This window comes from Burkholderia sp. PAMC 26561, assembly GCF_001557535.2.
GTDB lineage: Bacteria > Pseudomonadota > Gammaproteobacteria > Burkholderiales > Burkholderiaceae > Caballeronia.
Genome location: NZ_CP014315.1, coordinates 1,059,968 through 1,082,582 on the forward strand (window position 1 = coordinate 1,059,968; position 22,615 = coordinate 1,082,582).

Genomic DNA, 22,615 nt, shown 5'->3' on the forward strand with positions numbered 1-22,615 from the left:
TCTATTCGATACACCTATTCTATTCCGTGGCGAACCGCTTAGAATCGGGTTTTCGGTTAAGCCACCATGCACGAAGCGTGAACAATGAAAACACCGCTTTCCCCGAATCTCGATGACCTTCGCGTGTTTTGCACGGTCGCCCGCAAGTCCAGTTTCAGCGGGGCGGCGGAGGCGCTGTCGGTATCGGCGGCGTATGTGAGCAAACGCGTCGGCGTGCTGGAAGCCGACCTGGGTACGCGTTTGTTGCATCGGTCCACGCGCCGGGTTGCGATCACGGAAGCGGGTGAGCGCGTCTACGCATGGGCTGAAAAGATCCTCGATGACGTCGATCAGCTCGTAGAAGACGTCTCCACCACGCGGCGTGTTCCGCGCGGCACGCTGCGAGTATCGAGCAGCTTTGGTTTTGGGCGGCATATCGTGGCGCCGGCGCTCGCGCGTCTCTCCGACAAACACCCGCAACTGAGCGTGAGGCTCGATCTGTTCGACCGTCTCGTCGATGTCGCCGGCGAAGGCTTCGACCTGGACATCCGTATCGGCGACGAGATCGCAGCGCACTTGATTGCAAAGCGGCTGGCATCGAATCATCGCGTGTTATGTGCTTCCCCGCAGTACCTGAAGCAGCACGGCGCGCCCAGGCAGCTTGCAGACCTGGCGAGCCACGCGTGCCTCGCGATCAAGGAACGCGATCATCCATTTGGTTTGTGGCGTCTGCATGCGCGCGGCGAGCCGGTGTCGATCAAGGTGACCGGGCCGCTTTCGACCAATCACGGCGAGGTGGCGGTGCAATGGGCGCTGGCCGGGCGGGGGATCGTGTTGCGTTCGTTGTGGGATGTGCGGCCGCTGCTCGAAAGCGGGGAACTCGTGCAGGTCCTGCCGGATGTCACGCAGCCGGCGAATGTCTGGGCGGTGTATCCGGCGCGGCTGGCGGCATCGGCGAAGGTGCGGGTATGCGTGGATTTTCTCGCCGATGAATTCGCTCAGTGGAGCACGCAACCACCTGAATGATGGTCTGCCCTGTTGCGAAGAAAAAGGCTTTCGTCAAGCTGCCACCGCATCGTCCTTGCGCACGAACGCTTCGAAACTTTCCACGCGCATCGGGCGTGAAAAATAGAAGCCCTGATACGCGTGGCATCCCACGCTTGCAAGAAAATCACGCTGCGCCGGTGTCTCCACGCCTTCGGCAATCACGCCGAGTCCGAGACTTTGTGCAAGCGCCACGATCGTGCGTGCGATGGCGGCGTCGTTGGGATCGACGAGAACATCGCGCACGAACGATTCATCGATCTTCAACTGATCGAGCGGCAAGCGCTTCAGGTATGACAGCGAGGAATACCCGACGCCGAAATCATCGAGCGAAAACACCACGCCCTTCGCCTTGAGCGTCCACATCTTCTGCACGATGTCCTGCATGTTGTCCACCAGCAGGCTCTCGGTGAGTTCGAGCTTCAGGCGATCCGGATGCGCGCCGGTCTTGCGGATGATCGTCAGCACCTTGTCCACGAAGTCCGGCTGCCGGAACTGCTGGGCGCTGACGTTCACGGCCATGGTCAGGTGCGCCATTTCGGGTTGCTCCATCCATTGCGCCAATCGTGTGCACGCGCTTTCCAGCACCCAGTCCCCGAGCGCCAGGATCAGGCCGGTTTCCTCCGCGAGCGGAATGAACTCGGCCGGCGGCACAAGTCCCTTTTCCGGATGCTGCCAGCGCACCAGCGCTTCGGCGCCTATGACACGGTAGCTGTCCGTCGTGTTGTCGATCACGCCGTCGGTCACTTGCGCCTGGTAGTGCAGGACGAACTGATCACCTTCGATCGCGCGGCGCAATCCCGCTTCGAGCGTCGCGCGTTCGATCACGGCCGTCTGCATGGCGGGATCGAAGAAACACATTGCGTTGCGGCCGCGTTCCTTCGACTTGTACATGGCGAGGTCGGCCTGCTTCAGCAGTTCGTCGATGACCGTGTGATGTCCCGAGAACAGCGTCGCCCCGATGCTCGCCGTGCTGCGATATTCGACGTCGTCGAGATGGTACGGGTTGCCGAGAACAGCGAGAATGCGCTCGCCGATGATCTCCGTCTCGTTCGCCGCTTCCTGCGGGTTTTCATGCAGGCTACCGAGGACCACGACAAACTCGTCGCCGCCCACGCGCGCCACCGTATCGCTGCGGCCGACGCTCGCCGCAAGCCTTCCCGCCGCTTGTTGCAGCAGCGCGTCGCCCTTGTCGTGGCCAAGGGTGTCGTTGAGCGTCTTGAAGTGATCCAGGTCGATGAACAGCAGCGCGCCGCATGTCTTCTTCTGCGCGCTGAGTGCGATGGCTTGCGTGAGGCGATCGATCAGCAGTGTGCGGTTCGGCAGGCGGGTGAGGGCGTCGAAGAAGGCGAGTTCGCGAATCCGTTCCTCCGCGATCTTGCGCTCGGTGATGTCGTGATGCGCGCCCACGTAATGGCTGACCACGCCGTCCGCGCCCGTCACGGCCGAGATGCTCAGCCATTTCGGATACACCTCGCCATTCTTGCGGCGATCCCAGATTTCGCCTTGCCAGCCGCCCACGCGGTTGATCGATTCCCACATCTCTCGGAAGAAGGCGGCGTCGTGCCGGCCGGACTGAAGCATGCGCGGCGTCTTGCCGACGAGTTCCTCCGCGCTGTAACCCGTGCATTCGATAAACGCCGAATTGACGCGCAGGATCCTGGTATTGGCGTCGGTGACCATCATGCCTTCCAGCGAATCGAATGCAACCGCCGCAATACGCAACTCGGACTCGGCCTGCTTGCGCTCGGTGATATCGCGCCCGCTCGTGCGAAAGCCCGTGAAGACACCTTTGGCGTCGGTGATCGGCACCCACGAAACCGACAGCCACACAATCGACCCGTCCTTGCGCACGCAGCGGAATTCGAGGTCATGACCACGATGCCCCTGCAGCCCCTTCTTGAATTCCAGCGCGACCCGCGGCATGTCTTCCGGATGGATCAGCGTGGCGGCGAAGTCGGACATGGCCATGCATTCTTCGACGGTATAGCCCGTGTATTGCCTGACTGACGGATTGATCCAGCGCGGCTTGCCGTCCGGTCCCCACCAGACTTCCCAGTTGACCGTGCAATCGGCGATGGCGCGAAACTTCTCTTCGCTTTCGCGCAATTCGCGCGTCATGGTGGAAGCAAGGCGCATTGCGCGTCCGTGGCCGGTCACGAGCAACCACGCGAGCAAGGCCAGCGTGATGCTCAGCCCCGTGCCCGTGATCGCGATGATCCATTGCGCGTTGCGCCCGAATCCGGTCTTGAACCCGTCTTGCGTGGCGAGGGACAGCGTCCAGTTATGGCCCGCTACCACGAGATATTCGCTGGCGGAGATCGTCTCTGCCGGAGGTTTCCTGCCGGTATCGGGCGATCGATAGAGCAACGCTGCAGCCGACGGTTCGACGCCGTCGTAGATGGCGAGCGACAGGCCGCGCGGCTGCTCGCCGTAGAGGCTTGCAATCACATCGCTCATTCGAAACGATGCATATACCCAGCCCGCCAGATGCGCCCGGCGCTGCGCAACGTTGTCCTGTGACTGGCCGCGCGTATAAACCGGCACGTACATGATGAAACCGGGCTGCGCGTCGGGGCCGTCGTCGACTGCGAGCCTGACCTTGCCCGATATCACGGCCATGCCCGAGTCGCGCGCCTTTTCCATGGCCAGACGGCGCACCGGATCGGTCCAGGTGTCGAAGCCGAGCGGCGTGCGGCGGTTGCCGCCAACGTTCGGCTCGCGCTGGACGATCGGCGCGTAGTCGTCGCGGTCACCTTGCGGTGCGATGCCATAGTGGCCGAGGCCGTCCTTGACCATGGCCGCGACATGTGCGTCCTTCTGCGCCGCCGATACCCACTTCACGACGCCTATTGCCTGGATGCCGGAGAAGTTCGCGTCGAGATTGAGCGCGCTGACATAGTCGCGCACGTTGTCGCGGCCGACATTGCCGCCGGCGGCAAAGAGGCCCTGCACGCCGTGCAGCATCTGCTCGTAGGCGGCCATGCGCTGTTCTACACGGCTCACCGCGTCGCCGAGCGAGAAGTCGAACTGGGACAGCAACTCGCGCCGCGACGCTTGCTGTTCGTGATCCCACACGGCCCACGTGACGCTCAGCGCGGCAAAGAGGACAAGTAGCGGAATCAACAGCGGGACCAGCCGATGCAGCGACTGCGGCGAGAGGCCGGCACGAACCCAGCGGCGCGCCCGGGTCACTGCGGCGCCTTGAAATCGACCATGGCCTGCGCCAGATCGGGTTTGAAATACTTGCGGAAGATCCGCAGCACTGTGCCATCCGCGCGCATCTGGTTCACCAGCGCGCGCCACTTCGCCTGCTCATCGGGCGAAAGCGCTTTTTTCGACATGATCAAACCGTGCGGCACGGCAGGATCATTGAATTCGATGACCGTGGTGACATCGCGAATACGCTTTTCTTCGAGCGCGGGGTAATCGAAGGGCTCCATGATCATGCCCTGAATGCGGCGGTTGATCAGCGCTTCATAGAGAGGTTCGAGGCCGCCCGCCTGACTGACGCGATTTTTGGCGGCGAGTGTATCGACGAGTTTGTTGGCGGAATCGCTATAGCGGAAACTCCGGATGACGCCGAGCTGAAACTGGTCGCTGCGTTCGAAATCCGCCAGACGGTGCATGCCGGAATCTTTTCGGACGAGGAGATAATATTTATCGGTGAAATACCACGCAAACGTTGCAAAGCGATCGCGCTCTGCATTCGCAATGCCGGACAAGCTGAAGTCGAGCGCGCCGGATTCAATCAATTGCCAGATGCGCGCACGCGACATCAGGCTCACGTTGACCCTGCAGCCGCTGCGGCGAATGAGTTCATCTGCAAAGTCCTTGTCGATACCGGTGTCGGTATCGGCGGAATAAAGCAGACCGTGATCGTGCAATGCGAGCGTAAAGGGCCGGGAGCAATCGGGACCCGCCGCGACTGCGTTGCTCGTAGTCGCGCTCACTGTCGCCACCAGGCAGAAGAGCTTGAGCAGCATGCCGCCAAGACCATTTCTGATCACTGTGTCTCCATGGTGAATGAGTTGACCAAGAGCGCATCGGCTCAATGAGGCCCGGACGCTTCTTTGTTTAGCTAAGTGATTGACGTGTTCGTTTAGCAGATTTGCCGACAGGATGACACATCGGGCAGGCGAGAGTTTATTCGCAAATCGAAGGCACTTACGTTTGACGCCACGCAGTTTGATTAATTAATTATTCTAAGCAGGCTTGGTGATCCGGACTCGCGTGCGGGATGCGGTCCAGGATTGGCTGATCTGGCGCTTTTGATTCGCGGTCAAATGATGAACTGCGGTCAAATAATGAACTGCGTAAAAGGCGCGGGCTTGAGCGCCCGCGCTTCTCGTACTACTTGGAAGTGCTGCAAGGGTTATTCGCTGCTGGTCCATTCCACGTTCGCACCCACTGAGCGCAGGTTTTCGACGAATCGCGGATGCGCGCGCCGGATTGGCAGCGCGTTGGTGATTTCCGAGCGGCCTTCAATACTTGCGGCAACCATCAGCAGCGCAATCGCCACGCGAATGATGTATGGGCTTTCCACCTTGGCCGGCGTAAGCGTGAGGCCGCCAAACGTGATCAGCCGATGCGGGTCCGACAGGAACACGTGCGCGCCGAACTTCGACAGTTCGCCGGACCAGCCCATGGCGCCGTCGTAGACCTTGTTCCAGAACATGGCGCTGCCTTCCGCCTTCACGCCGAGGGCGATGAAAATCGGCAGCAGGTCGACCGGGAGATACGGCCACGGCGCCGCTTCGACCTTGGTCAGGATGTTCTGCGTGAATGGCCGGCGCACGCGCAAGGGGCCATCGCGAACGGTGCGCGACCAGCCGTTGCTGTGCTCCACGTGTACACCGAATTTCGCGAAGGTCCGGTCGATCAGCGGAAACTGTTCCGGCGCCGTGTTCTTCACCGCAATATCACCGCCCGTGATAGCGCCGAGCGCGAGGAACGTGGCGATTTCATGAAAGTCTTCGCTGAAACGAAATTCGCCGCCGCCCAGTTTCTTGCCGCCGGTCACGGTGATGCGTGATGTTCCAATGCCGTCGATCGCCACGCCGAGCATCGCGAGAAAACGGCAGAACTCCTGCACGTGAGGCTCCGATGCCGCGTTGACCAGCGACGACGTGCCATTTGCGGATGCCGCGCAAAGCACGAAGTTCTCGGTCGTCGTCACCGATGCGTAGTCGAACCAGTGATCATTCGCGGTCATCTGCGATTCGACGCGAACGATCAGCGAGTCCGTCGTGCGCTCGATGCGCGCGCCGAAACGCTCGAATACCTCGACGTGCGGGTCGATCTCGCGCACACCCAACGTGCAGCCTTTTACGTCATTTTCCAGACGCGCGACGCCAAAGCGTGCGAGCAGCGGCGGCACCAGCATGATCGACGAACGCATCTCTTCCGGCAGCCGGTGTTCGACCGGATCGAACCGCGTGGCGTGATGGTGAAGCTGCAGGACGCCGGTCGTGAAATCCATCGAAACGCTGCTGCCGAGCATGCGGAAAATGTCGAGGATCTTCTTGACGTCGGTGATGTCCGGAACGCCTATAAGCCGCAATGGCTGGTCGGTCAGAAGGGTGGCGCAGAGAATAGGCAGGACGGCGTTCTTGTTGGCGGACGGGGTGATTTCACCGCGCAGCGCAATGCCGCCGTGGACGATCAGGTTGGACATGTATGGGTGCCAGGCGTTTGAGAGCAAGGCGCATATGATGCCACCGCGTGCAACGTTTGCCGTCATGGGCCAGTCAATTTCGATGTCGATGTGTGCATGGCACGACATCTTGAGGTGCTTTTCAGAATCCGTACCCGGCCCCTATTTTCAGTCGCTTGCAGCCAGCGCTTTATTGTTAAGCAAAGCGTCGATGCGTTCGCGGTTTGCATCGCCCCAAGCGCATAGCGGCATCAGCGCACGGGCGAGCGTCAACCCGAATTCGGTCATCTGATAGTCGACTCTCGGTGGAATCTCGCCGTAGTCACGCCGCATGATGACGCCATCTTCTGCGAGTTCGCGCACTTGCTGGATCAGCACTTTCTCGCTGATGCCGGCGACGAGCCGCTTGAGCTCGCCGAAACGCCGCGGGCCGCCATTCAGATGAAACAGGACGATCGGTTTCCACTTTCCGCCGATTACCGATAACGCGACCTCGAGCCCACAACTGAAAGAACGGGTTTCCATGATTCTCCTGGCACCTACCTTTAGGTAGGTACTAGCATAACAGAATGTACCCGCCCATAATGAATTCTCCAACTCATTAAAGGAGAACTCACATGGGCAAGCTCACAGGAAAAGTCGCGGTGATCACGGGTGCGAACAGCGGTATTGGTCTCGCCACGGCAAAGCGTTTCGCCGAGGAGGGCGCGCGCGTGTTCATGAGCGGACGGCGTCAGCAGGAACTCGACGCAGCAGTCGCGGAAGTGGGCGCGAACGCGCGCGGCATCCAGGGCGACGTATCGAAACTTGCTGACATTGACCGGTTGTTCGAGGTCGTCAAAAGCGAGGCGGGCAGTATCGATATCCTCTTCGCCAACGCAGGCGGCGGCGAATTTGCAGCGCTCGGCCAGATCACGGAAGAGCACTTCGACAAGACCTTCGACACCAACGTCAAGGGCACGCTCTTCACCGTGCAGAAGGCGTTGCCGCTGTTGAGGGACGGCAGCTCGATCATCTTGACCGGATCGACCACGGAAGTAACAGGAGGGGCATCGTTCAGCGTTTATAGCGCGACCAAGGCCGCGATCCGCAATTTCGCCCGAAGCTGGATTGTCGACCTCGCGCCGCGCAAGATCCGCGTCAACGTGCTGGTTCCCGGCGCGACATCGACGCCTGGCTGGCATGGCCTCGCGACCACGCAGGAAGCCAGCGACGAGATGATCAAGTACGTGCAATCGGTCACGCCGCTCGGACGTCTCGCCAAGCCCGAAGAGACTGCAAATGCAGCACTTTTCCTCGCCTCCGATGAAAGCAGTTTCGTAACGGGCAGCGAACTTTTCGTCGATGGCGGCTCCGCGCAAATTTGACGCGGAGCGACCCCAGGGCGCTTCAGTAGCGGTATCATGACTGCTGTATATGCATACAGTGATCATGAGCGATCCGACTTCCCTGCAACCTGCGAATTTTCAGCGCCGGTTTTATTACCTCCTGAATTTCGAGCGCGCGCTCCAATGGCTTGCGGATCGTTACGACGACCTCTGGGCTGAAAACGAGCGCGTTTTCCTGCGCGAATTTGCGGCGTTGCCGCTGGCGTCGCGGGCGTTGCTGGTTCGCATGCTGATGCGCGTGGGACCGCATTTCCGCGCAAGCAAACTGCTCTACGATGAAATCGGATGCCCGCTCGAAGCGATCGCGCCGCTCAGCGCGCTCGGTTGGGTGGACGCAAATCCGCCGCTTACGCTCGACCAGGTCTTCGGTCTTCACACCAAACCCGAACTGACGAAGATCTTCTCGCTAAATCCGGCCGCCGCGAGCGCGCGCAAGTCCGAGCTACAGCAATCGCTTTCGTTCCTGCATCCCGGCGAGCGGGTTTATCGCGAATGGCATCCGGGTGCATGCGACGTCGTCATGCGTTTGAATGTGACCGCGTTATGCGAGCGCCTGAGGCTCATGTTCTTCGGCAATTTGCGCCAAAGCTGGGCCGAGTTCGTACTCGCGGACCTCGGGATCGTGCGGTACGAGCGGGTCTTGCTCGAACGGTCGTCGCGCGCTTTTCAAACCCGCGCGGATATCGATGTGTTCCTGGCCGTGCATGCATACCGCGACATGCTCGATACCATCGATGACGTGCCGTCCATCGAAGCCATGATTCCCGAGATCGAAGCACTGGCTTGCGATCACGGCTGGCTGGACCAGCGCCGGCAAAAACTGTTGTATCGCGTGGGGCAGTACTGCGAGCGGCTTCGTCACTGGGATACGGCATTGGCCGCTTACAGGTCGTGCGCGTTTCCGGGCGCGCGGCACCGGCGCATGCGTGCGCTGGAACAGGCGGGTTTTTACACCGATGCATACGTCCTGGCGCTTCAGGCGTGCAGCGAGCCCGAAAGCGAAGAGGAAGCGCAACGCGTCGAGCGCATGTTGCCACGGCTTCGGCGCAAGCTCGGGCTTCCCATCGAGCCCGTGGGCAGGGCGCGACCCGTTGAACGTATCGATGTTGTCCTGCCAATGCCGGCCCGACCTGCTTCGGTAGAAATGATCGTTCGCGATGCACTCAGCGAACCGGGCGCGGGCGTGCATTACGTCGAGAACACATTGATCAATTCGCTCTTCGGGCTGCTTTGCTGGGACGCGATCTTCATGCCGCTGCCGGGCGCATTTTTCCATCCGTTCCAGCGTGGTCCCGCGGATCTCCATTCGCCGGGCTTTCATGCGGCACGGCGCGACGCGTTCGACCAATGCCTTGCTTTACTCGATACCGCTCAGCACGAGCACGTGATCCGGTCGGCGTTTGAATTGAAGGCGGGCGTTCAATCTCCTTTCGTTCATTGGGGAATGCTGACAGCCGAACTGCTGGAGCAGGCGCTGCTTTGCTTGCCCGCCGCACATATGAAGTTGTGGTTTCGCAGGCTTTTGCAGGATATCGGCGCGAACCGGACGGGGTTTCCGGACCTGATCCGCTTCTGGCCGCAACAGAGGCGCTACGAAATGATCGAGGTGAAGGGGCCGGGGGACCGTCTGCAGGATAACCAGACGCGCTGGCTCGCGTACTGCGCGGCGCACGATATGCCGGTGCGCGTCGTTCATGTGAGATGGGCGGAGACGCAGTGCGATCCCGCAAGTGAGAGCGGCGCCATTAGCGAGCAGCTGTGCTAAACACTTTACCGCGAGAGCATATAAAAACAATTGAACTTCACGATGTTGCATCCGATCTGTCCAAGCAAATTTATGCAGCTTGCAATGGTGAGCAATTTCTTATCACGAAAGGCGGCAAGGCTGTTTTAATGCTGGTCCCGTTCAAGCAGCCAACGATTCGCCGTTTCGGTAGCTTGAAAGGGCGGATACGGATCGCCGCCGACTTCAATGAACCGGTCCACTTCAGCAAATAATTAAGCACTCGGTACATCTGCGTCGGTTTTTTTCGCGATCAAAGTGGCTTTCCCTGCACTTCTCTCGTTAGACCCGCGCTATTGGAGAGCGCAAAATACGCAAGTCGAGAACTTAGCCGGGTCCGGAAAAATATGGCGCTTAACACGTTTGGCGGACTGTGGGATTCAGTCGAGCGCCACCGCAGCAGTGTTGTCCTGCGCCTGCTCGCAACGGTTTTTCTGTTTAGCTGCATGGTGACGTTGACGCTCACGGCGCTGCAGCTTTATCGCGACTATGACCGGGGCATGGCGCTGATCGAAAGCAGGCTCGCGCAGATCAACGAGAGTTATCGCGGCAGCCTGGGCGAAGCGCTCTGGCGTCTCGATCGCCCGCAACTCGAGCTGCAGCTCGACGGCATTCTCCGTCTGCCCGATATCCGGATTGCCGAAGTCACCGAGATCATCGCCAGCGATACGTCCATGGTCGTCGCCGCCGGCGAACGTACACTCGGGCCGGTGATCGTGCGGAGCTTCCCTGTCGTGTATCGGGTTCAAGGTCACGAGGAAATGATCGGCACGTTGAAAGTGGAGGCGACGCTCACGAACCTGTACCGCGAGCTGTATAAAACCGCGCTGGTCATCTTGCTGAGCCAGGCGGCGAACACGTTCATCGTCACGCTCTTCACGTTCTATATTTTTTCGCGTCTCGTGACGCGGCATCTCGCGGTGGTGGCGCGGCGCGTAGAGAGCTACGACTTCCGGCAAGCGCCGCAAGCCTTTGCGTTGCAACGCAAACCGCCGCGTCATCCGGACGAACTCGAGCGCGTGGTGGCATCGTTCCATGCAATGTCGGCACGGCTTTATCGTGCGTATATCGATGAACGCGAAGCCGCCGAAGGCCGTGAAGCGCGGCATGCAGCGGAAGCGGCCAATCGTGCGAAGTCCGAGTTCATCGCCAACATGAGTCACGAATTGCGCACGCCGCTCAACGGCATTCTTGGCTACGCGCAGGTGCTGAGCCGCGATCCGGCCTTGAACGAGCGCCAGCGCGATGGACTCGGCGTGATCCAGCGCAGCGGCGAACATCTGCTGGCGCTGATCAACGACGTCCTGGACATCGCGAGGATCGAGGCGGGGAAGGTGCCCTTCGATATCGTCGCCGTGCCGCTTGCGGGTTTGCTCAACGATATTCGCGAGATCATCGGTGTGAAGGCGGAGCAGAAAGACTTGGTATTTGTCTGCAACGCCGCGCGGGGTGTGCCCGAGGCCGTACGTGCCGATGAACGGCGGCTACGGCAGGTCTTGCTCAATTTGCTCGCCAACGCGGTGAAGTTCACCGACCACGGCAGCGTGACCTTGCGCGTGGCAACGCTCGTGCATGGCCGTGTTCGATTCACGGTGGAGGACACAGGCATTGGTATTGATGAGGCGCAACGCGAGCTGATCTTCGAGCCCTTCGAGCAAAGCGGCGACGAACAACGGCAGCGTGGCGGCGCGGGGCTTGGACTCGGCATCAGCCGGCAACTCATGCGCGCGATGGGCAGTGAAATCTTCGTCGAGAGCTGCAAGGGAGAGGGCAGCACGTTCTGGTTTGAACTCGATGCGGCCACGCAGGCTTGGCTTGTCGTGCAATCGCCGACGGTGCCCGCGCGGGTGATCACGGGCTACGCGGGCAAGCGCAGAACGGTGCTCGTGATCGATGATGCGCCCACGAATCGCGCGGTGGCCGCCGTCATGCTGGGGCACATCGGTTTCGCGGTGCTCGAGGCGGAAAGCGGCGCGGAGGCGGTCGAGATCGCCCGGCGGACCACCCCGGACCTGGTTCTCACCGACGTGATCATGGGCGGCCTGGACGGGCTGCAGACCATTCATCGCCTGCGTCTCATGCCGGGAATGAGCGAGATCCCGGTAATCGCGATGTCCGCAAGTCCTTCCGGCGGCGACGAACCACGCAGCCTCGCTGCGGGCGCGAATGCGTTTATCGTCAAGCCGCTTCATCTGGACACGCTGCTGCACAAGATCACGTCGGTGACGTCGATTGAATGGATCCATGCGCCAACGGCGATTATCGAGCCGCCTGGGACCTTTAGCGCGCCAATGCCATATATTCCTTTGCCGCTTGACGAACTCGAAGTGTTGCATCGCCTGGCGCGGCAAGGGAACATGCGTGAAATCGTGCTGTGGGCCGAGCGCATCACGCATCTGGACGCACGTTACGGCGCGTTTGCAGCGGAGCTGCGCGCGCTGGCGAAGGGGTATCGGACGAAGGCAATCGTGCAGTTCGTGGAACAGCATCTTGAAGGGAGACACGCGTCATGAGCGATACGGCAACAGTGGCGGTCGAGGCGCCCGCGGTCCTGATCGTGGACGACATGCCGGCGAACCTGAGCGTCATGGTCGAGAGCCTGGAAGACCAGGGGTATCGCGTGCTGGTTGCACTCGACGGGCTTGAGGCGCTGGAACGCGCAGCGTTCTCGCAACCCGACCTGATCTTGCTGGATGTGAAGATGCCCGGCATCGATGGTTATGAAACCTGCCGGCGCCTGAAAGCGAACAGCGATACGAACGAGATTCCCGTGATCTTCATGACGTCCATGTCGGCGGCCGCCGATGTCGTGGAAGGGCTCGCGGCGGGCGGCGTGGATTACGTCACGAAACCCATTCGCGTCGATGAAGTGGTTGCGCGCATTGGTACGCATCTGTCATTGCGCACGTTGCAGCGACAACTCGTCACGCGCAACCTGCAATTGCAGCATGAGATAGCGGTGCGTCAGGAAACCGAGCGCAAGCTATGCGAAGCACGCGATGAACTCGAGGCGCGCGTTGCGCAACGAACCGAGGAACTCGCGCGGGCCAACCTGAGCCTGAATCTCGAGATCATCGAACGTAAAGATGTCGAGGCACGGCTCAAGCAAAGCGAAGCGCGCTTTCGTGCGATCGTTGAAACGAGTCCGGTGCCGTTGTGCATCACGTCCATGCCGCAAGGCGAGATTCTTTACATGAACCAGCCTTTTCGAAGGCTCTTTTCATTCGATGAGGCGCAGACAACGGGCAACATCGTCGACTTTTATGGAGCGCCGGGTGAGCGCGATCCGGTTGTTTGCAAATTGCGCAGCGAGGGCAACCTGCATAACACTGAACTGCGCTTCAGGCGGCCCGACGGCACGTCGTTCTGGGCCGTGGCGAATGCCCGCGTTGCAACCTACGACGACGTTCCCGCCATCTATGTAGGCCTCTACGACATCACCGCGCGCAAAGCAGCCGACGAAAAACTGCGCGCAAGCGAGGCGAGTCTCGCGAACGCGCAGCGCCTTGCGCGCCTGGGCGACTGGGCGTGGGACAGCGCGCGAGGGGTCACGCACTGGTCGTCGGAAATTTACCGGATCCTCGGTGTTGTCTGCTCGCAGGTGAAGCCGTGCTACAGCGCTTACCTCGCAGCGGTTCATCCCGACGACCATGCCGCCTTCAGGCGGGCGGTTCGCGTGCTGATGTGCACGGGGAAGCCGTTTGGTATCGATCATCGTATTGTCGGACCCGATGGCGCCACGCGGATCGTGCGGCTGCAAGCGGAACATATCCAGGCCGATGAGGGAAGTCCGTGGGGTATCGTTGGAACCGTTCAGGACATCACCGAGCGCAAGCGGACCGAAGAAGAACTGCTTGCGTCACGTGAGCGGTTGCGCGAATTGTCGGCGTATCTGGAAGCGATCCGCGAAGAGGAAAGACGGCGCATCGCCATGGAAATCCACGACGAACTCGGACAGGTCCTGACCGCGCTGAAGATGGATGTTGCGCTGCTGAAGATGCGCCTCGTGGGTGATGCGAACGTCACGGCCAACACCGATCCTGAAGCCACGCGCAAGATCGACGACATCCGCGAACTGGTCGAAAAGACGATCTGGATGGTGCGCAATGTCGCGAGTCATTTGCGGCCTGCTGCGCTCAATTTCGGCGTCGTCTCGGCGCTCGAATGGCTCGCCGAGGACTTCGCGCGGCGCAACGGCATGCCATGCCAGCTCGTCGTGCGCGGTGGCGAACCCGTACTTGCCGATGCGTTTTCCACCGCTGTGTTTCGCATCGTCCAGGAGTCGCTGACGAACGTATCGCGGCATGCGGAGGCGTCGCGCGTGACCGTAACGCTGGTGAGCAGCGACGTCGCGCTCGATCTGCGCGTAAGCGATGATGGCAAGGGCTTCGACGCTGATTCCGCGCAAAGCGGTTACTCGTATGGCCTGCTCGGCATGAGCGAACGCGCGAGACTGATCGGCGGGACATTGCAGATAGACAGCGCGCCGGGCGCGGGAACCATGGTGTCGATTCATTTACCGCTCGACGGCGGACGGGAACAATGATCAGTATTTTCATAGCCGATGACCACGCAATCGTACGCAGCGGACTCAAGCAGATCGTTGCGACCACGACCGATATCCAGGTGGTTGGCGAAGCAGCGCACGGCGCCGATGTAGTGGACAAGCTGCGTGCCTGCCACGTCGATCTGCTGATGCTCGACATGACCATGCCCGGCATCAGCGGCGTGGACCTGATCCGGCGTGTGCGGGCCGAGCAGCCGGCGCTTCCCATTCTCGTGCTGAGCATTCACAACGAAGGGCAGGTCGTTTCGCGCGCGTTGCGTGCGGGCGCAACGGGTTATGTCACGAAGGACAGCGATCTCGAAGTGCTGCTTGCGGCGATTCGCAAGCTCGCTGCGGGCGGACGTTTCATCGATCCGAAACTCGTGGATGCAATCGTTTTCGATGCCCCATCGAACGACGGGCCACCGCACGAGATCCTGTCGGACCGCGAATTCCAGGTGTTACGGATGCTGGCTGCGGGCAGCAGCATCAACGATATTGCCGACGCCCTCTCGCTCAGCGCCAAGACCATCAGCACACACAAGATGCGATTCATGCAGAAGCTCGGCCTGAACAATAATTCGGAAATGATCCGATACGCAGTGAGGCACAGATTGGTGACCGAATAGCGATTGATTCGCCGTGTCAGGAAATCCTGATAGGAGAATCAGGAACCGCCTAGGGGAAAATCCGCTTCCGCCGACTGGCAAATCGAGGCCGAATATTTAATATGAAGCTGTATGAAACGATGCGCTCATATCAAACGCATTCCAGCGCTGTATTTCCGTTTCATTCCCGATGTTCGCCTGGTTGAGTTGCGGAGATCCTATGGCCGATCGATCCGTAGTGGCTGAAGAGTTGATGCTGGTCGATTTGAAGGAGTGGATAAGTCTCTGGTACGACCGCTCCGTCGCCGCGAAATTCATCCGGCCGCCATTCCGGCTGGATGATCCGACCGCCGAGCGATTGCAAGGTTATTTTGAAGTAGGCCTGAGCCCGGACGATGCCGTACTGGCGTTTTTCGGCGTCATGCACTGAGTGTGCGTGTAGTCTAATCCCTGACCGTCTCTCAGTTCTAGCCCATCCCTCGGAAGCTAGAATTTTCAAGCGCCATGCTCGCATGGCGCTTTTTTTTCGCCTTGGTTCTCCGGTTCTGCTAAAACGCCAAACCGTTCAAAAACAGGATCGATAATCTTTCGTTTGCATATCTGTAAATTACAAATTAGTAATAAAAATAGCCCGATGCTTCGTTGACTCGCAAGACTTCATTAAAAGCCCTAAGCCAACTTAGGGTATGCGCGGCATTCTGTTTATCGCGGTTATTATCCTTTCTTTCGAAAAATGACAGGCCGAAATATATCGGCTTGACCGGCGTCCGGGCGCTCTGCGACCCTCCGCGCCGCCAAAACACCTCCTCCTCCCCACATCGAATGCCGTTCCACGGCAGCCGATGTCGTGTCTTCTCGAAACGCATGGTGGTTCGTGGTAACTGCGGCTCGTTTTGTATTTGCGTTCCTGTCGCTTTATCGTCTTCAACCCTACGAACCTTTCCATGTCTATCAAGAAGAAAGCTTGTCGCGCACTCGTCATTGCCACTTCGCTTGCCGGCGCGCGCCCTTTGCTCGCGCAAGAGACGCCAGCCGCCGCGCCCGCGCCAGCGTCCACGTTGCCGGCGATCAATATCAACGCGCAGACGGACCGCACGACCTACGATACGAGCCTCTCGAAGACCGCGACCAAAACCAGCACCTCGCTCATGGATGTGCCGCAAACTGTCACCGTGGTGCCGCGCGCGCTCATCGAAGAACAGAACGCCACCTCGATTCAGCAGGCGTTGCGCAACGTGCCCGGCGTGGGCTTCTCGGTCGGCGACGGGCAGCGTGATCAAGTCACGATTCGCGGGTTCAGCAGCATCACGGACCAATACGTCGATGGTATTCGCGACGACTCGCTGTACTACCGCGACCTCTCCAACGTGCAGAGCGTGGAGGTCTTGAAGGGACCCGCTGCGGTGCTGTACGGGCGCGGTTCAGCGGGCGGGCTGATCAACCGGACGCTGAAGAAACCCGAAGCCGATCCGCAGCAGGAAGTCGGTGTGTCGCTTGGAACCGAGGGCGAACGTCGTGGCGAATTCGATATTGGACTGAATGCAAACGACGCAGCACGTTTTCGCATAACGGGCGCCGGCGAGAACTCCAACAGCTTTCGCGATCAGTTCCAGTTAAACCGCCAGGCGATAGCGCCGTCGGCTCAATTCAAGCTCGATGCCAACACCACGCTCAATCTCGAAGCCGATTACCTGCATGACCGCCGAACCTCGGACCAGGGCCTGCCCGCTTATCTCGGGCGGCCGGTCGACGTGCCGCACAACACGTACTATGGCTCGGCGAATGCTGCGAACACGTCGTATAACGACATCACGGTGGAAAGCGCGACGGCGTCGCTGGACCACCGCTTCAACGACTCGCTGTCGTTCCATGCAGCCGTACGCACGTATGACTTCTCGCTCGAGCGCAAGAACTACGTCAACTACGAACCGATCAAGACAGCCGCGAATCCGGTCGTGACGCTCGACGAGTCGACGCGTTTTCGCAACGATCATGGCGTTGACGGCATGTTCGAACTCACGCAGAAAGCCACGCTGTTCGGCATGAAAAACGAGGTCTTGTATGGCCTGGAATTATCGCAACAGCAAAAGTTCGACACCATCTACACGAACAAGAACGTCGCGACTTACAACCTCTTCAATCCGCAACAAATCGATCTTCCCGGCATCAAGCCCGGTACCCTCGCGAGCACCAATGGCTCGACCGTAATCGGCATTGCCGGGCTATATGCGCAGGACCTGATTTCGCTGACCGAACACTGGAAAGTGCTTGCCGGACTGCGCTTTGATTACATCGACCAGACGCGCCGCGACTATACGGCAGCGGGCGTGAACCTCGCGCGTACGGATCGTGCGTGGAGCCCGCGGGTGGGCTTGATGTACGAGCCGCTGGAGTGGGTGACGTTGTATGGCACATATAGCCAGTCGTTCTCGCCGCTGGCGGATACGCTCATCAGCAACGGCGTGGTCGCTAATGCGTCCACGCTCGAGCCGCAAAAGACCACGAGCTTCGAAGTGGGTTCGAAGTTAGACCTCGGCGGACACGCGAGCGCGAGCGTCGCGTTGTTCGACATGAAGCAGACCAACCAGCAGATCGCCGATCCGACGAATCCGTCGTTCTCGCTGCCTATCGGCACGCAGCATTCGCGCGGTGTGGAGTTGTCGTTTGCGGGGGAGGTCGCGCCGAAGTGGTCCGTGTTCGGCGGCTATACCTATTTGAACGGGAACGTGCAGGGTTCGCCGCAGGCAACCGCTGCAGGCATCTCGCTGCACGACAGCACCCCCGGTCTCTCGCCGCGGCATAGCGCGAGCATCTGGATCAAGCGCGATCTGCCTTACGGCTTTTACGTAGCGGGCGGCAGCCAGTTCCAGTCGGCGCGCTTTACGTCGGCAAGCGACCTGGTCACGTTACCGTCCTTCGTGACCTTCGACCTTGGCGCCGGTTATCACGGCAAGAAGGTCGACGTCACGTTGACGCTCGATAATCTCTTCAACCGCAACTACTTCATCTCCGCGCACGGCAACGCGGACATGAGCAACATGCCAGGCGATCCGCGCACCTTCACGGTGTCGGCGCGCTGGCGGATGTAATCGTTCGAAGCGGCAGTGCGATGCATTGCGCCGCCGCTTTTTGCGCGCGTGTTTATCCCCGGCCCACGAAGGGCATCTTCGCCGGCATGACCGTGTGGAACAGAATGTTTGCCTCCAGCGGCAAGCTCGCCATATAACGCACGGATTGCCCGACAATGTTCACATCGAGCATCGGCTCAGCGGCAATTTCTCCATTTGCCTGCGGCACACCCTTCGCCATGCGCGCGGCGAGATCGGTCTGCGCATTGCCAATATCGATCTGGCCCACCGCAATGTCGTTCTTCCGGCCATCGAGCGAGGCGGATTTCGTCATGCCTTCAACAGCGTGCTTGGTCGCGGTGTACGCAATGGAATTGGGTCGCGGCGATGTCGCCGATATCGAACCGTTGTTGATGATCCGGCCGCCCATTGGCGTTTGCGCGCGCATCACGCGGAACGCTTGCTGGATGCAATAGAACATGCCGTTAAGATTGATATCGATGACCGATTTCCACTGCTCGACGGTCCAGTCCTCGAACGGCCCCGGCGGGTTCGATACGCCCGCGTTGTTGAAGAGCAGATCGACGCGGCCATACGTGTCGACCGCCGTGGCGAACAGTTTCTTCACGGCTTCGGGATCCGCCACGTCGCAGGGGCAGGGCAGCACGCGGCTGCCTTCGGGCGCGTCGCTGGCAAGCTGTTCGAGCGGTTCGATACGGCGTCCCGCGGCCACCACGGTCCAGCCGTCCTGCAGTAAAGCAAGCGATGCAGCGCGGCCAATGCCGGCTCCGGCGCCGGTGACAACGGCGATGCGTGCGCGACGGTCAGATTCTGAGTTCACGGCGATGCTCTCCTGAGTGGGTCTCTGTTTATTGAATGGCGAAAGGGAAAACGTAAGGTACTGCACCTAAGCAGATGATCGCTTTATTTTCACATCGCTGCAGGGCTTGGGCAAGAATCGGCTTTACATTGGACCTTTGACCACCCAAAAAAAGCGGGGGAATGACGAACATCATGTTCGTCATTCCCCCGCTCGAAGCTCACGTCCTGCAGTTGTTCTTACCAGCTGAACTTGTACCCGACCTGACCAAACACACCCCGGCGATAATCCCCGCCAATGTTGCGCGAGTACTTCACGTTGGCATACATCTCCGACGACTTGCCCATGCTCGTGGTCAGTCCCACGCCGAGTTCGTACCACGCCTTCGAGAACGCACCGTTGAAGGTCGATCCGTCGACCGTCGTGTTGCCCGGCGTCAGGAAATCGCGCAGCACGTCGGCCGTGAAGTAAGGCGTCAATGCACCCGTCTTCGTGTCGTTGCTCAGGTTCGCCTTGAAGATGCGGAACCCGGCGCGGCCGCGCAGCGCGTTGCTCGATGTGCTGCCTACCGGCGAGATGCCATCGTTGAAACCATTCAGATGCAGGTACTGATACATCAACTGCGCCTGCGGTTCGATCGCAATCGTCGTCGAGCCGATCAGGAAAGGCTTGCCGACTTCGCCAGAAAGACCCGTGCCGTAGCCGTTCTGCGAAGCGCCGCCGCCGTAGACATCGCCGTACTTGTTGCGATAGTGGGTCAGTTGCGCGACGGCGTCGAAATAGCTGCCGTCCTTCAGGTACTTCGTCCAGTAGCCGCCGAGCGATTGTGCTTGCGTTTCCACTGAACCGGTCCCCGTACCGAGCGTCGGGTTCAGGCTGCGTGCGCTGTCTTCGAAAGTGGCCGAGGTCGAGCCGATCGTCAGCGTCACGCCGGCGTGCGTGCTGCCGCCTGCCGGGTTCGAAGCCAACGTCCAGTCCTTGCCGAATTGTGCGAAGAACGTGCGTTCATCGGCGGAGAAACGGTCGCCCGAATTGGCATCGAGGTTCTGGCCACCGATGCGTCCCCACACGCCGTTGTCGTGCGTGCCTTGTGCTTTCTCGAGATTGGCGATGTCACCCACGCGCTCATGCAGGCGGCTCAGGATCGCGAAGCCGTAGTCGATGTTCAGCGACGGTGTCAGCGCATATCCGATGACAGCCGGACGGTACGCAATCGGAGCGGACGGCGTGGGCGTCGTGCCCGTGCCGCCAATCACTGCGGCGTCGTTGGGGGAAGCGGGCGTGGTTGTCACCGGCGGCGTCGTGGCCGGCGGCGTCGTAACCGGAGGAGTCGTAACCGGAGGAGTCGTAACCGGAGGCGTCACAGGCGGCGTGACCGGAGTCGTGACGGGAGGCGTCACAGGCGGTGTCACAGGAGGCGTAACCGGCGGATTCTCCAGCGACGAACGCAGGTAGAAGTCGCTCGGCCGTCCTGTTCCGCCTTGATACAGCAGGTACTCATACGCGCCCGCCTGTACCGGCGCGGTCATATGGAACGTTCCGGATGCAGCCGTGCCGTTCACCTGCACGACCTTGATGCCATCGCCAACGGTCAGTGCGCCAAGGCCTGTCGGCTTCACGATTACGGTTGTATCGCCGCTTGCATTGCCGCCAATCACCAACTTGTCCGTGAACTGGTTCGATGCTGTGCCGCCTTCGTTCATCACCGTGTTGACAATCAGCTTCGCGTTGTTGCCCACGTAATTGCCGCTGACGTTCAGCACATTGCCCGTCGTGCCGGATGCAGCCGCGAGGTTGATCGTGGCGTTGTTCGTGAGGTTGCCCTGGATCAGGAACGAGCCTGTCGAGCTTGCCGAGAAAGCCGGCAACGCATTTGCGACAGCGATCGTGCCCGAGTTGTTCACCGAGCCCAGGACCGTGCCGAAGCCGCCGAGTGTTGCGCCGTCGGCAACGGTCGTCGTGCCTGAGCCGATCGTCGCGCTCGCGTGTTGCGCGTCGCCGACTGCAAGGGTGCCGCCAAGCACGTTCGTGTCGCCATAGGTGCTTGCGCCGTTCATCGTGAGCATGCCGCTGCCCAGCTTCGTCAATGCGCCTGAGCCGGTTACAGCCTGCGAAAGAGTCGATGAAAACTGCTGCGTGTCGATGGTCCCGCCGTCCGTGCCGATCGTGATTGCACGGGTGGCCGCGAGGTCGAGATTGTTGCCGAGCTGCAGCGTGCCGCCGTTGAACGTAACGCCGCCGGCGGGAGCGCCCAATGCGTTATCGGCACTGATGTTGACCGTGCCTTGCGTGATCAACGTGCCGCCTGAATACGTGTTGCCGCCGGGCGCCGTTGGCGCCAGCGTCAATGTACCGGCGCCGGTTTTCTCGATGGAACCCGTGCCGCTCAGCAAGCCCGCATACGTGCCATCGTCGGTCTGTGCGAAACGCACGAGCCCGTTGTCCGTGATCGCCGACGGCAGGCTTTGCGCGCGCGCTTCGAGCGTGCCGGGGGCGTCGACGGTGAACTGTCCTGCGTAAGCGCTGTTGTCGCCGGTCAGGATCAGCTTGCCGTTCGCGACTTCCGCCGTCTGCACGTCAGGCAGGATGCCGTTGAGCGTCCAAGTGCCGGTATCGTCCTTGATGAGCGTCTGGAAGCCGGCAATGTACCCGCTCACCGATGTGTCGAGCGTTCCGGTGCCGGCGCCGCTCAGGATCAACTGGTTGTTGCCCGTGCCGCCGTCGACGCTGCCTTGCACCGTCGAACCGGTGTAGATGCGCATGGTGTCGTCGCCGCCCGAGAACAGGAGGTTGCCGATCACCTTGCCTTTGTTCGTGAAATCGACAGCACCGTCGCCGCTCGATCCGATTGCGTTCACAGGCGCTTCGATCACGCCCGTCTGCGTGTTGATGACCGTGTTGCTGCCCGACGTGTTCTGAAACCAGATGGCCGCGGCGTTCTTTGCCTGAATCAGGCCGCTGTTCGTGATGACGTTGCCCGTACCCTGCAGGTTCACGGCTTCGGCAATGTCTTCAGTGCCTTTGGACAACACCTTGCCGCCGGCTTCGACCGTCAGTGTGCCGTTGTTCTGGAACTCGATGGTGTTGGTGCCCGTGCCGTAGAACCCGTGCAACTCGACTGCATGGTTGCTGACGGTGCCGCCGGACTTCACGGTGATGTTGGCGCGGTCGGCGAGACTGATTGCCGATGCGTCTTGTGTATTGATGAGCGCACCCTTCTTGACGACGACTGTGCGGTCGTCGTTACCCGGCGCATTGCCCGTGCCGATCGTCGTTGTCTCTGGCGAGCCGGCACTGCAAACAGTGTATTGACCATTCACTGCGCACGCGGCTGCCGCAGCAATCGGGTTGAGAAGAAACGGAATGAGCAGCAACGACGGTGCAAGCGAGATCGCTCGCGTACGAACAGGATTTGACATGGTACGCCCCGGTGTTTGTTATTTGAATGCGAGCGGAATTTATCAACGGGGGTCATGCAGTGAATGTTGTAAGGCGAACAGTTGTGCTTCAAAAGTAATCCAACGATGGACGCTATGTGCCGTGCCGCTTATAGCGAAACAAATAGGCGCGTGATAAGTGTCAGGCAGTGTCAAATCGAGTGACGGGTACGGGCTCGGGAACGAGCGAGACGCTCTGATCCGTACACGTCAGTGTCGATGCAACGCGCGCATTGGCACTAGCAGAATCTCATCGTCTTGTTTGCGCGTTGCCGAACACAAGATG

The 22,615-nt window shown here is 60.3% G+C and carries 14 protein-coding genes; 8 read left to right on the forward strand and 6 right to left on the reverse strand.

Annotated elements, in window-relative coordinates:
• Positions 1-84: 84 nt before the first annotated feature.
• On the forward strand, positions 85-1,005 hold the full coding sequence (locus tag AXG89_RS39430) for a LysR substrate-binding domain-containing protein (protein ID WP_075358414.1): 921 nt from the start codon (positions 85-87) through the stop codon (positions 1,003-1,005).
• A 33-nt stretch (positions 1,006-1,038) separates the two neighbouring features.
• Here AXG89_RS39430 and AXG89_RS39435 read toward each other — a convergent pair whose 3' ends face one another.
• The 4 genes from AXG89_RS39435 to AXG89_RS39450 form a co-directional block, all read right to left on the reverse strand.
• The gene (locus AXG89_RS39435) at positions 1,039-4,170 is read right to left on the reverse strand and encodes a bifunctional diguanylate cyclase/phosphodiesterase (RefSeq protein WP_075358468.1); all 3,132 of its coding nucleotides are present in this window, start codon (positions 4,168-4,170) and stop codon (positions 1,039-1,041) included.
• Positions 4,171-4,214: 44 nt separating this feature from the next.
• A complete protein-coding gene (locus AXG89_RS39440; protein WP_062002014.1) occupies positions 4,215-5,033 on the reverse strand; it encodes a substrate-binding periplasmic protein in 819 nt (272 codons plus the stop codon).
• Between the two features lie 365 nt (positions 5,034-5,398).
• A complete protein-coding gene (locus tag AXG89_RS39445; RefSeq protein ID WP_062002397.1) occupies positions 5,399-6,700 on the reverse strand; it encodes a UDP-N-acetylglucosamine 1-carboxyvinyltransferase in 1,302 nt (433 codons plus the stop codon).
• Positions 6,701-6,847: 147 nt separating this feature from the next.
• Positions 6,848-7,204, reverse strand: a complete 357-nt coding sequence (locus AXG89_RS39450; protein ID WP_062002013.1) for a winged helix-turn-helix transcriptional regulator — start codon at positions 7,202-7,204, stop codon at positions 6,848-6,850.
• Positions 7,205-7,296: 92 nt separating this feature from the next.
• Here AXG89_RS39450 and AXG89_RS39455 point away from each other — a divergent pair, with 92 nt between their 5' ends.
• From AXG89_RS39455 to AXG89_RS39490, 7 genes are all read left to right on the forward strand, one after another.
• Positions 7,297-8,046 (forward strand): SDR family NAD(P)-dependent oxidoreductase, encoded by a 750-nt coding sequence (locus AXG89_RS39455; protein WP_075358415.1) that lies wholly within the window; start codon positions 7,297-7,299, stop codon positions 8,044-8,046.
• Positions 8,047-8,110: 64 nt separating this feature from the next.
• The gene (locus tag AXG89_RS39460) at positions 8,111-9,832 is read left to right on the forward strand and encodes a VRR-NUC domain-containing protein (protein WP_075358469.1); all 1,722 of its coding nucleotides are present in this window, start codon (positions 8,111-8,113) and stop codon (positions 9,830-9,832) included.
• 365 nt (positions 9,833-10,197) lie between these two features.
• On the forward strand, positions 10,198-12,363 hold the full coding sequence (locus tag AXG89_RS39465) for an ATP-binding protein (protein ID WP_075358416.1): 2,166 nt from the start codon (positions 10,198-10,200) through the stop codon (positions 12,361-12,363).
• The gene (locus AXG89_RS39470) at positions 12,360-14,396 is read left to right on the forward strand and encodes a hybrid sensor histidine kinase/response regulator (RefSeq protein WP_119024828.1); all 2,037 of its coding nucleotides are present in this window, start codon (positions 12,360-12,362) and stop codon (positions 14,394-14,396) included. The genes AXG89_RS39465 and AXG89_RS39470 overlap by 4 nt, the downstream gene beginning before the upstream one ends.
• Complete coding sequence (locus tag AXG89_RS39475; RefSeq protein WP_075358418.1) at positions 14,393-15,025, forward strand: response regulator; 633 nt, start codon at positions 14,393-14,395, stop codon at positions 15,023-15,025. The genes AXG89_RS39470 and AXG89_RS39475 overlap by 4 nt, the downstream gene beginning before the upstream one ends.
• Before the next feature lie 199 nt (positions 15,026-15,224).
• Positions 15,225-15,434 (forward strand): hypothetical protein, encoded by a 210-nt coding sequence (locus tag AXG89_RS39480; protein ID WP_075358419.1) that lies wholly within the window; start codon positions 15,225-15,227, stop codon positions 15,432-15,434.
• Positions 15,435-15,948: 514 nt separating this feature from the next.
• A complete protein-coding gene (locus tag AXG89_RS39490) occupies positions 15,949-18,093 on the forward strand; it encodes a TonB-dependent receptor (protein WP_075358420.1) in 2,145 nt (714 codons plus the stop codon).
• Positions 18,094-18,145: 52 nt separating this feature from the next.
• Here the strand turns inward: AXG89_RS39490 and AXG89_RS39495 are convergent, their stop codons facing one another.
• Complete coding sequence (locus tag AXG89_RS39495) at positions 18,146-18,913, reverse strand: SDR family oxidoreductase (protein ID WP_075358421.1); 768 nt, start codon at positions 18,911-18,913, stop codon at positions 18,146-18,148.
• A gap of 218 nt (positions 18,914-19,131) precedes the next feature.
• Positions 19,132-22,311 carry an autotransporter family protein gene (locus AXG89_RS44555; protein ID WP_119024830.1) on the reverse strand — a complete coding sequence of 1,060 codons (3,180 nt, stop codon included), beginning with the start codon at positions 22,309-22,311 and terminating at the stop codon, positions 19,132-19,134.
• Positions 22,312-22,615 lie beyond the last annotated feature (304 nt).

Bases quoted from the DNA above. Each gene is read 5' to 3' on its own strand.
- AXG89_RS39450 (WP_062002013.1), bottom strand. From the start codon at position 7,204: ATGGAAACCCGTTCTTTCAGTTGTGGGCTCGAGGTCGCGTTATCGGTA.
- AXG89_RS44555 (WP_119024830.1), bottom strand. From the start codon at position 22,311: ATGTCAAATCCTGTTCGTACGCGAGCGATCTCGCTTGCACCGTCGTTG.
- AXG89_RS39430 (WP_075358414.1), top strand. From the start codon at position 85: ATGAAAACACCGCTTTCCCCGAATCTCGATGACCTTCGCGTGTTTTGC.
- AXG89_RS39455 (WP_075358415.1), top strand. From the start codon at position 7,297: ATGGGCAAGCTCACAGGAAAAGTCGCGGTGATCACGGGTGCGAACAGC.
- AXG89_RS39490 (WP_075358420.1), top strand. From the start codon at position 15,949: ATGTCTATCAAGAAGAAAGCTTGTCGCGCACTCGTCATTGCCACTTCG.
- AXG89_RS39470 (WP_119024828.1), top strand. From the start codon at position 12,360: ATGAGCGATACGGCAACAGTGGCGGTCGAGGCGCCCGCGGTCCTGATC.
- AXG89_RS39465 (WP_075358416.1), top strand. From the start codon at position 10,198: ATGGCGCTTAACACGTTTGGCGGACTGTGGGATTCAGTCGAGCGCCAC.
- AXG89_RS39475 (WP_075358418.1), top strand. From the start codon at position 14,393: ATGATCAGTATTTTCATAGCCGATGACCACGCAATCGTACGCAGCGGA.
- AXG89_RS39445 (WP_062002397.1), bottom strand. From the start codon at position 6,700: ATGTCCAACCTGATCGTCCACGGCGGCATTGCGCTGCGCGGTGAAATC.
- AXG89_RS39460 (WP_075358469.1), top strand. From the start codon at position 8,111: ATGAGCGATCCGACTTCCCTGCAACCTGCGAATTTTCAGCGCCGGTTT.
- AXG89_RS39480 (WP_075358419.1), top strand. From the start codon at position 15,225: ATGGCCGATCGATCCGTAGTGGCTGAAGAGTTGATGCTGGTCGATTTG.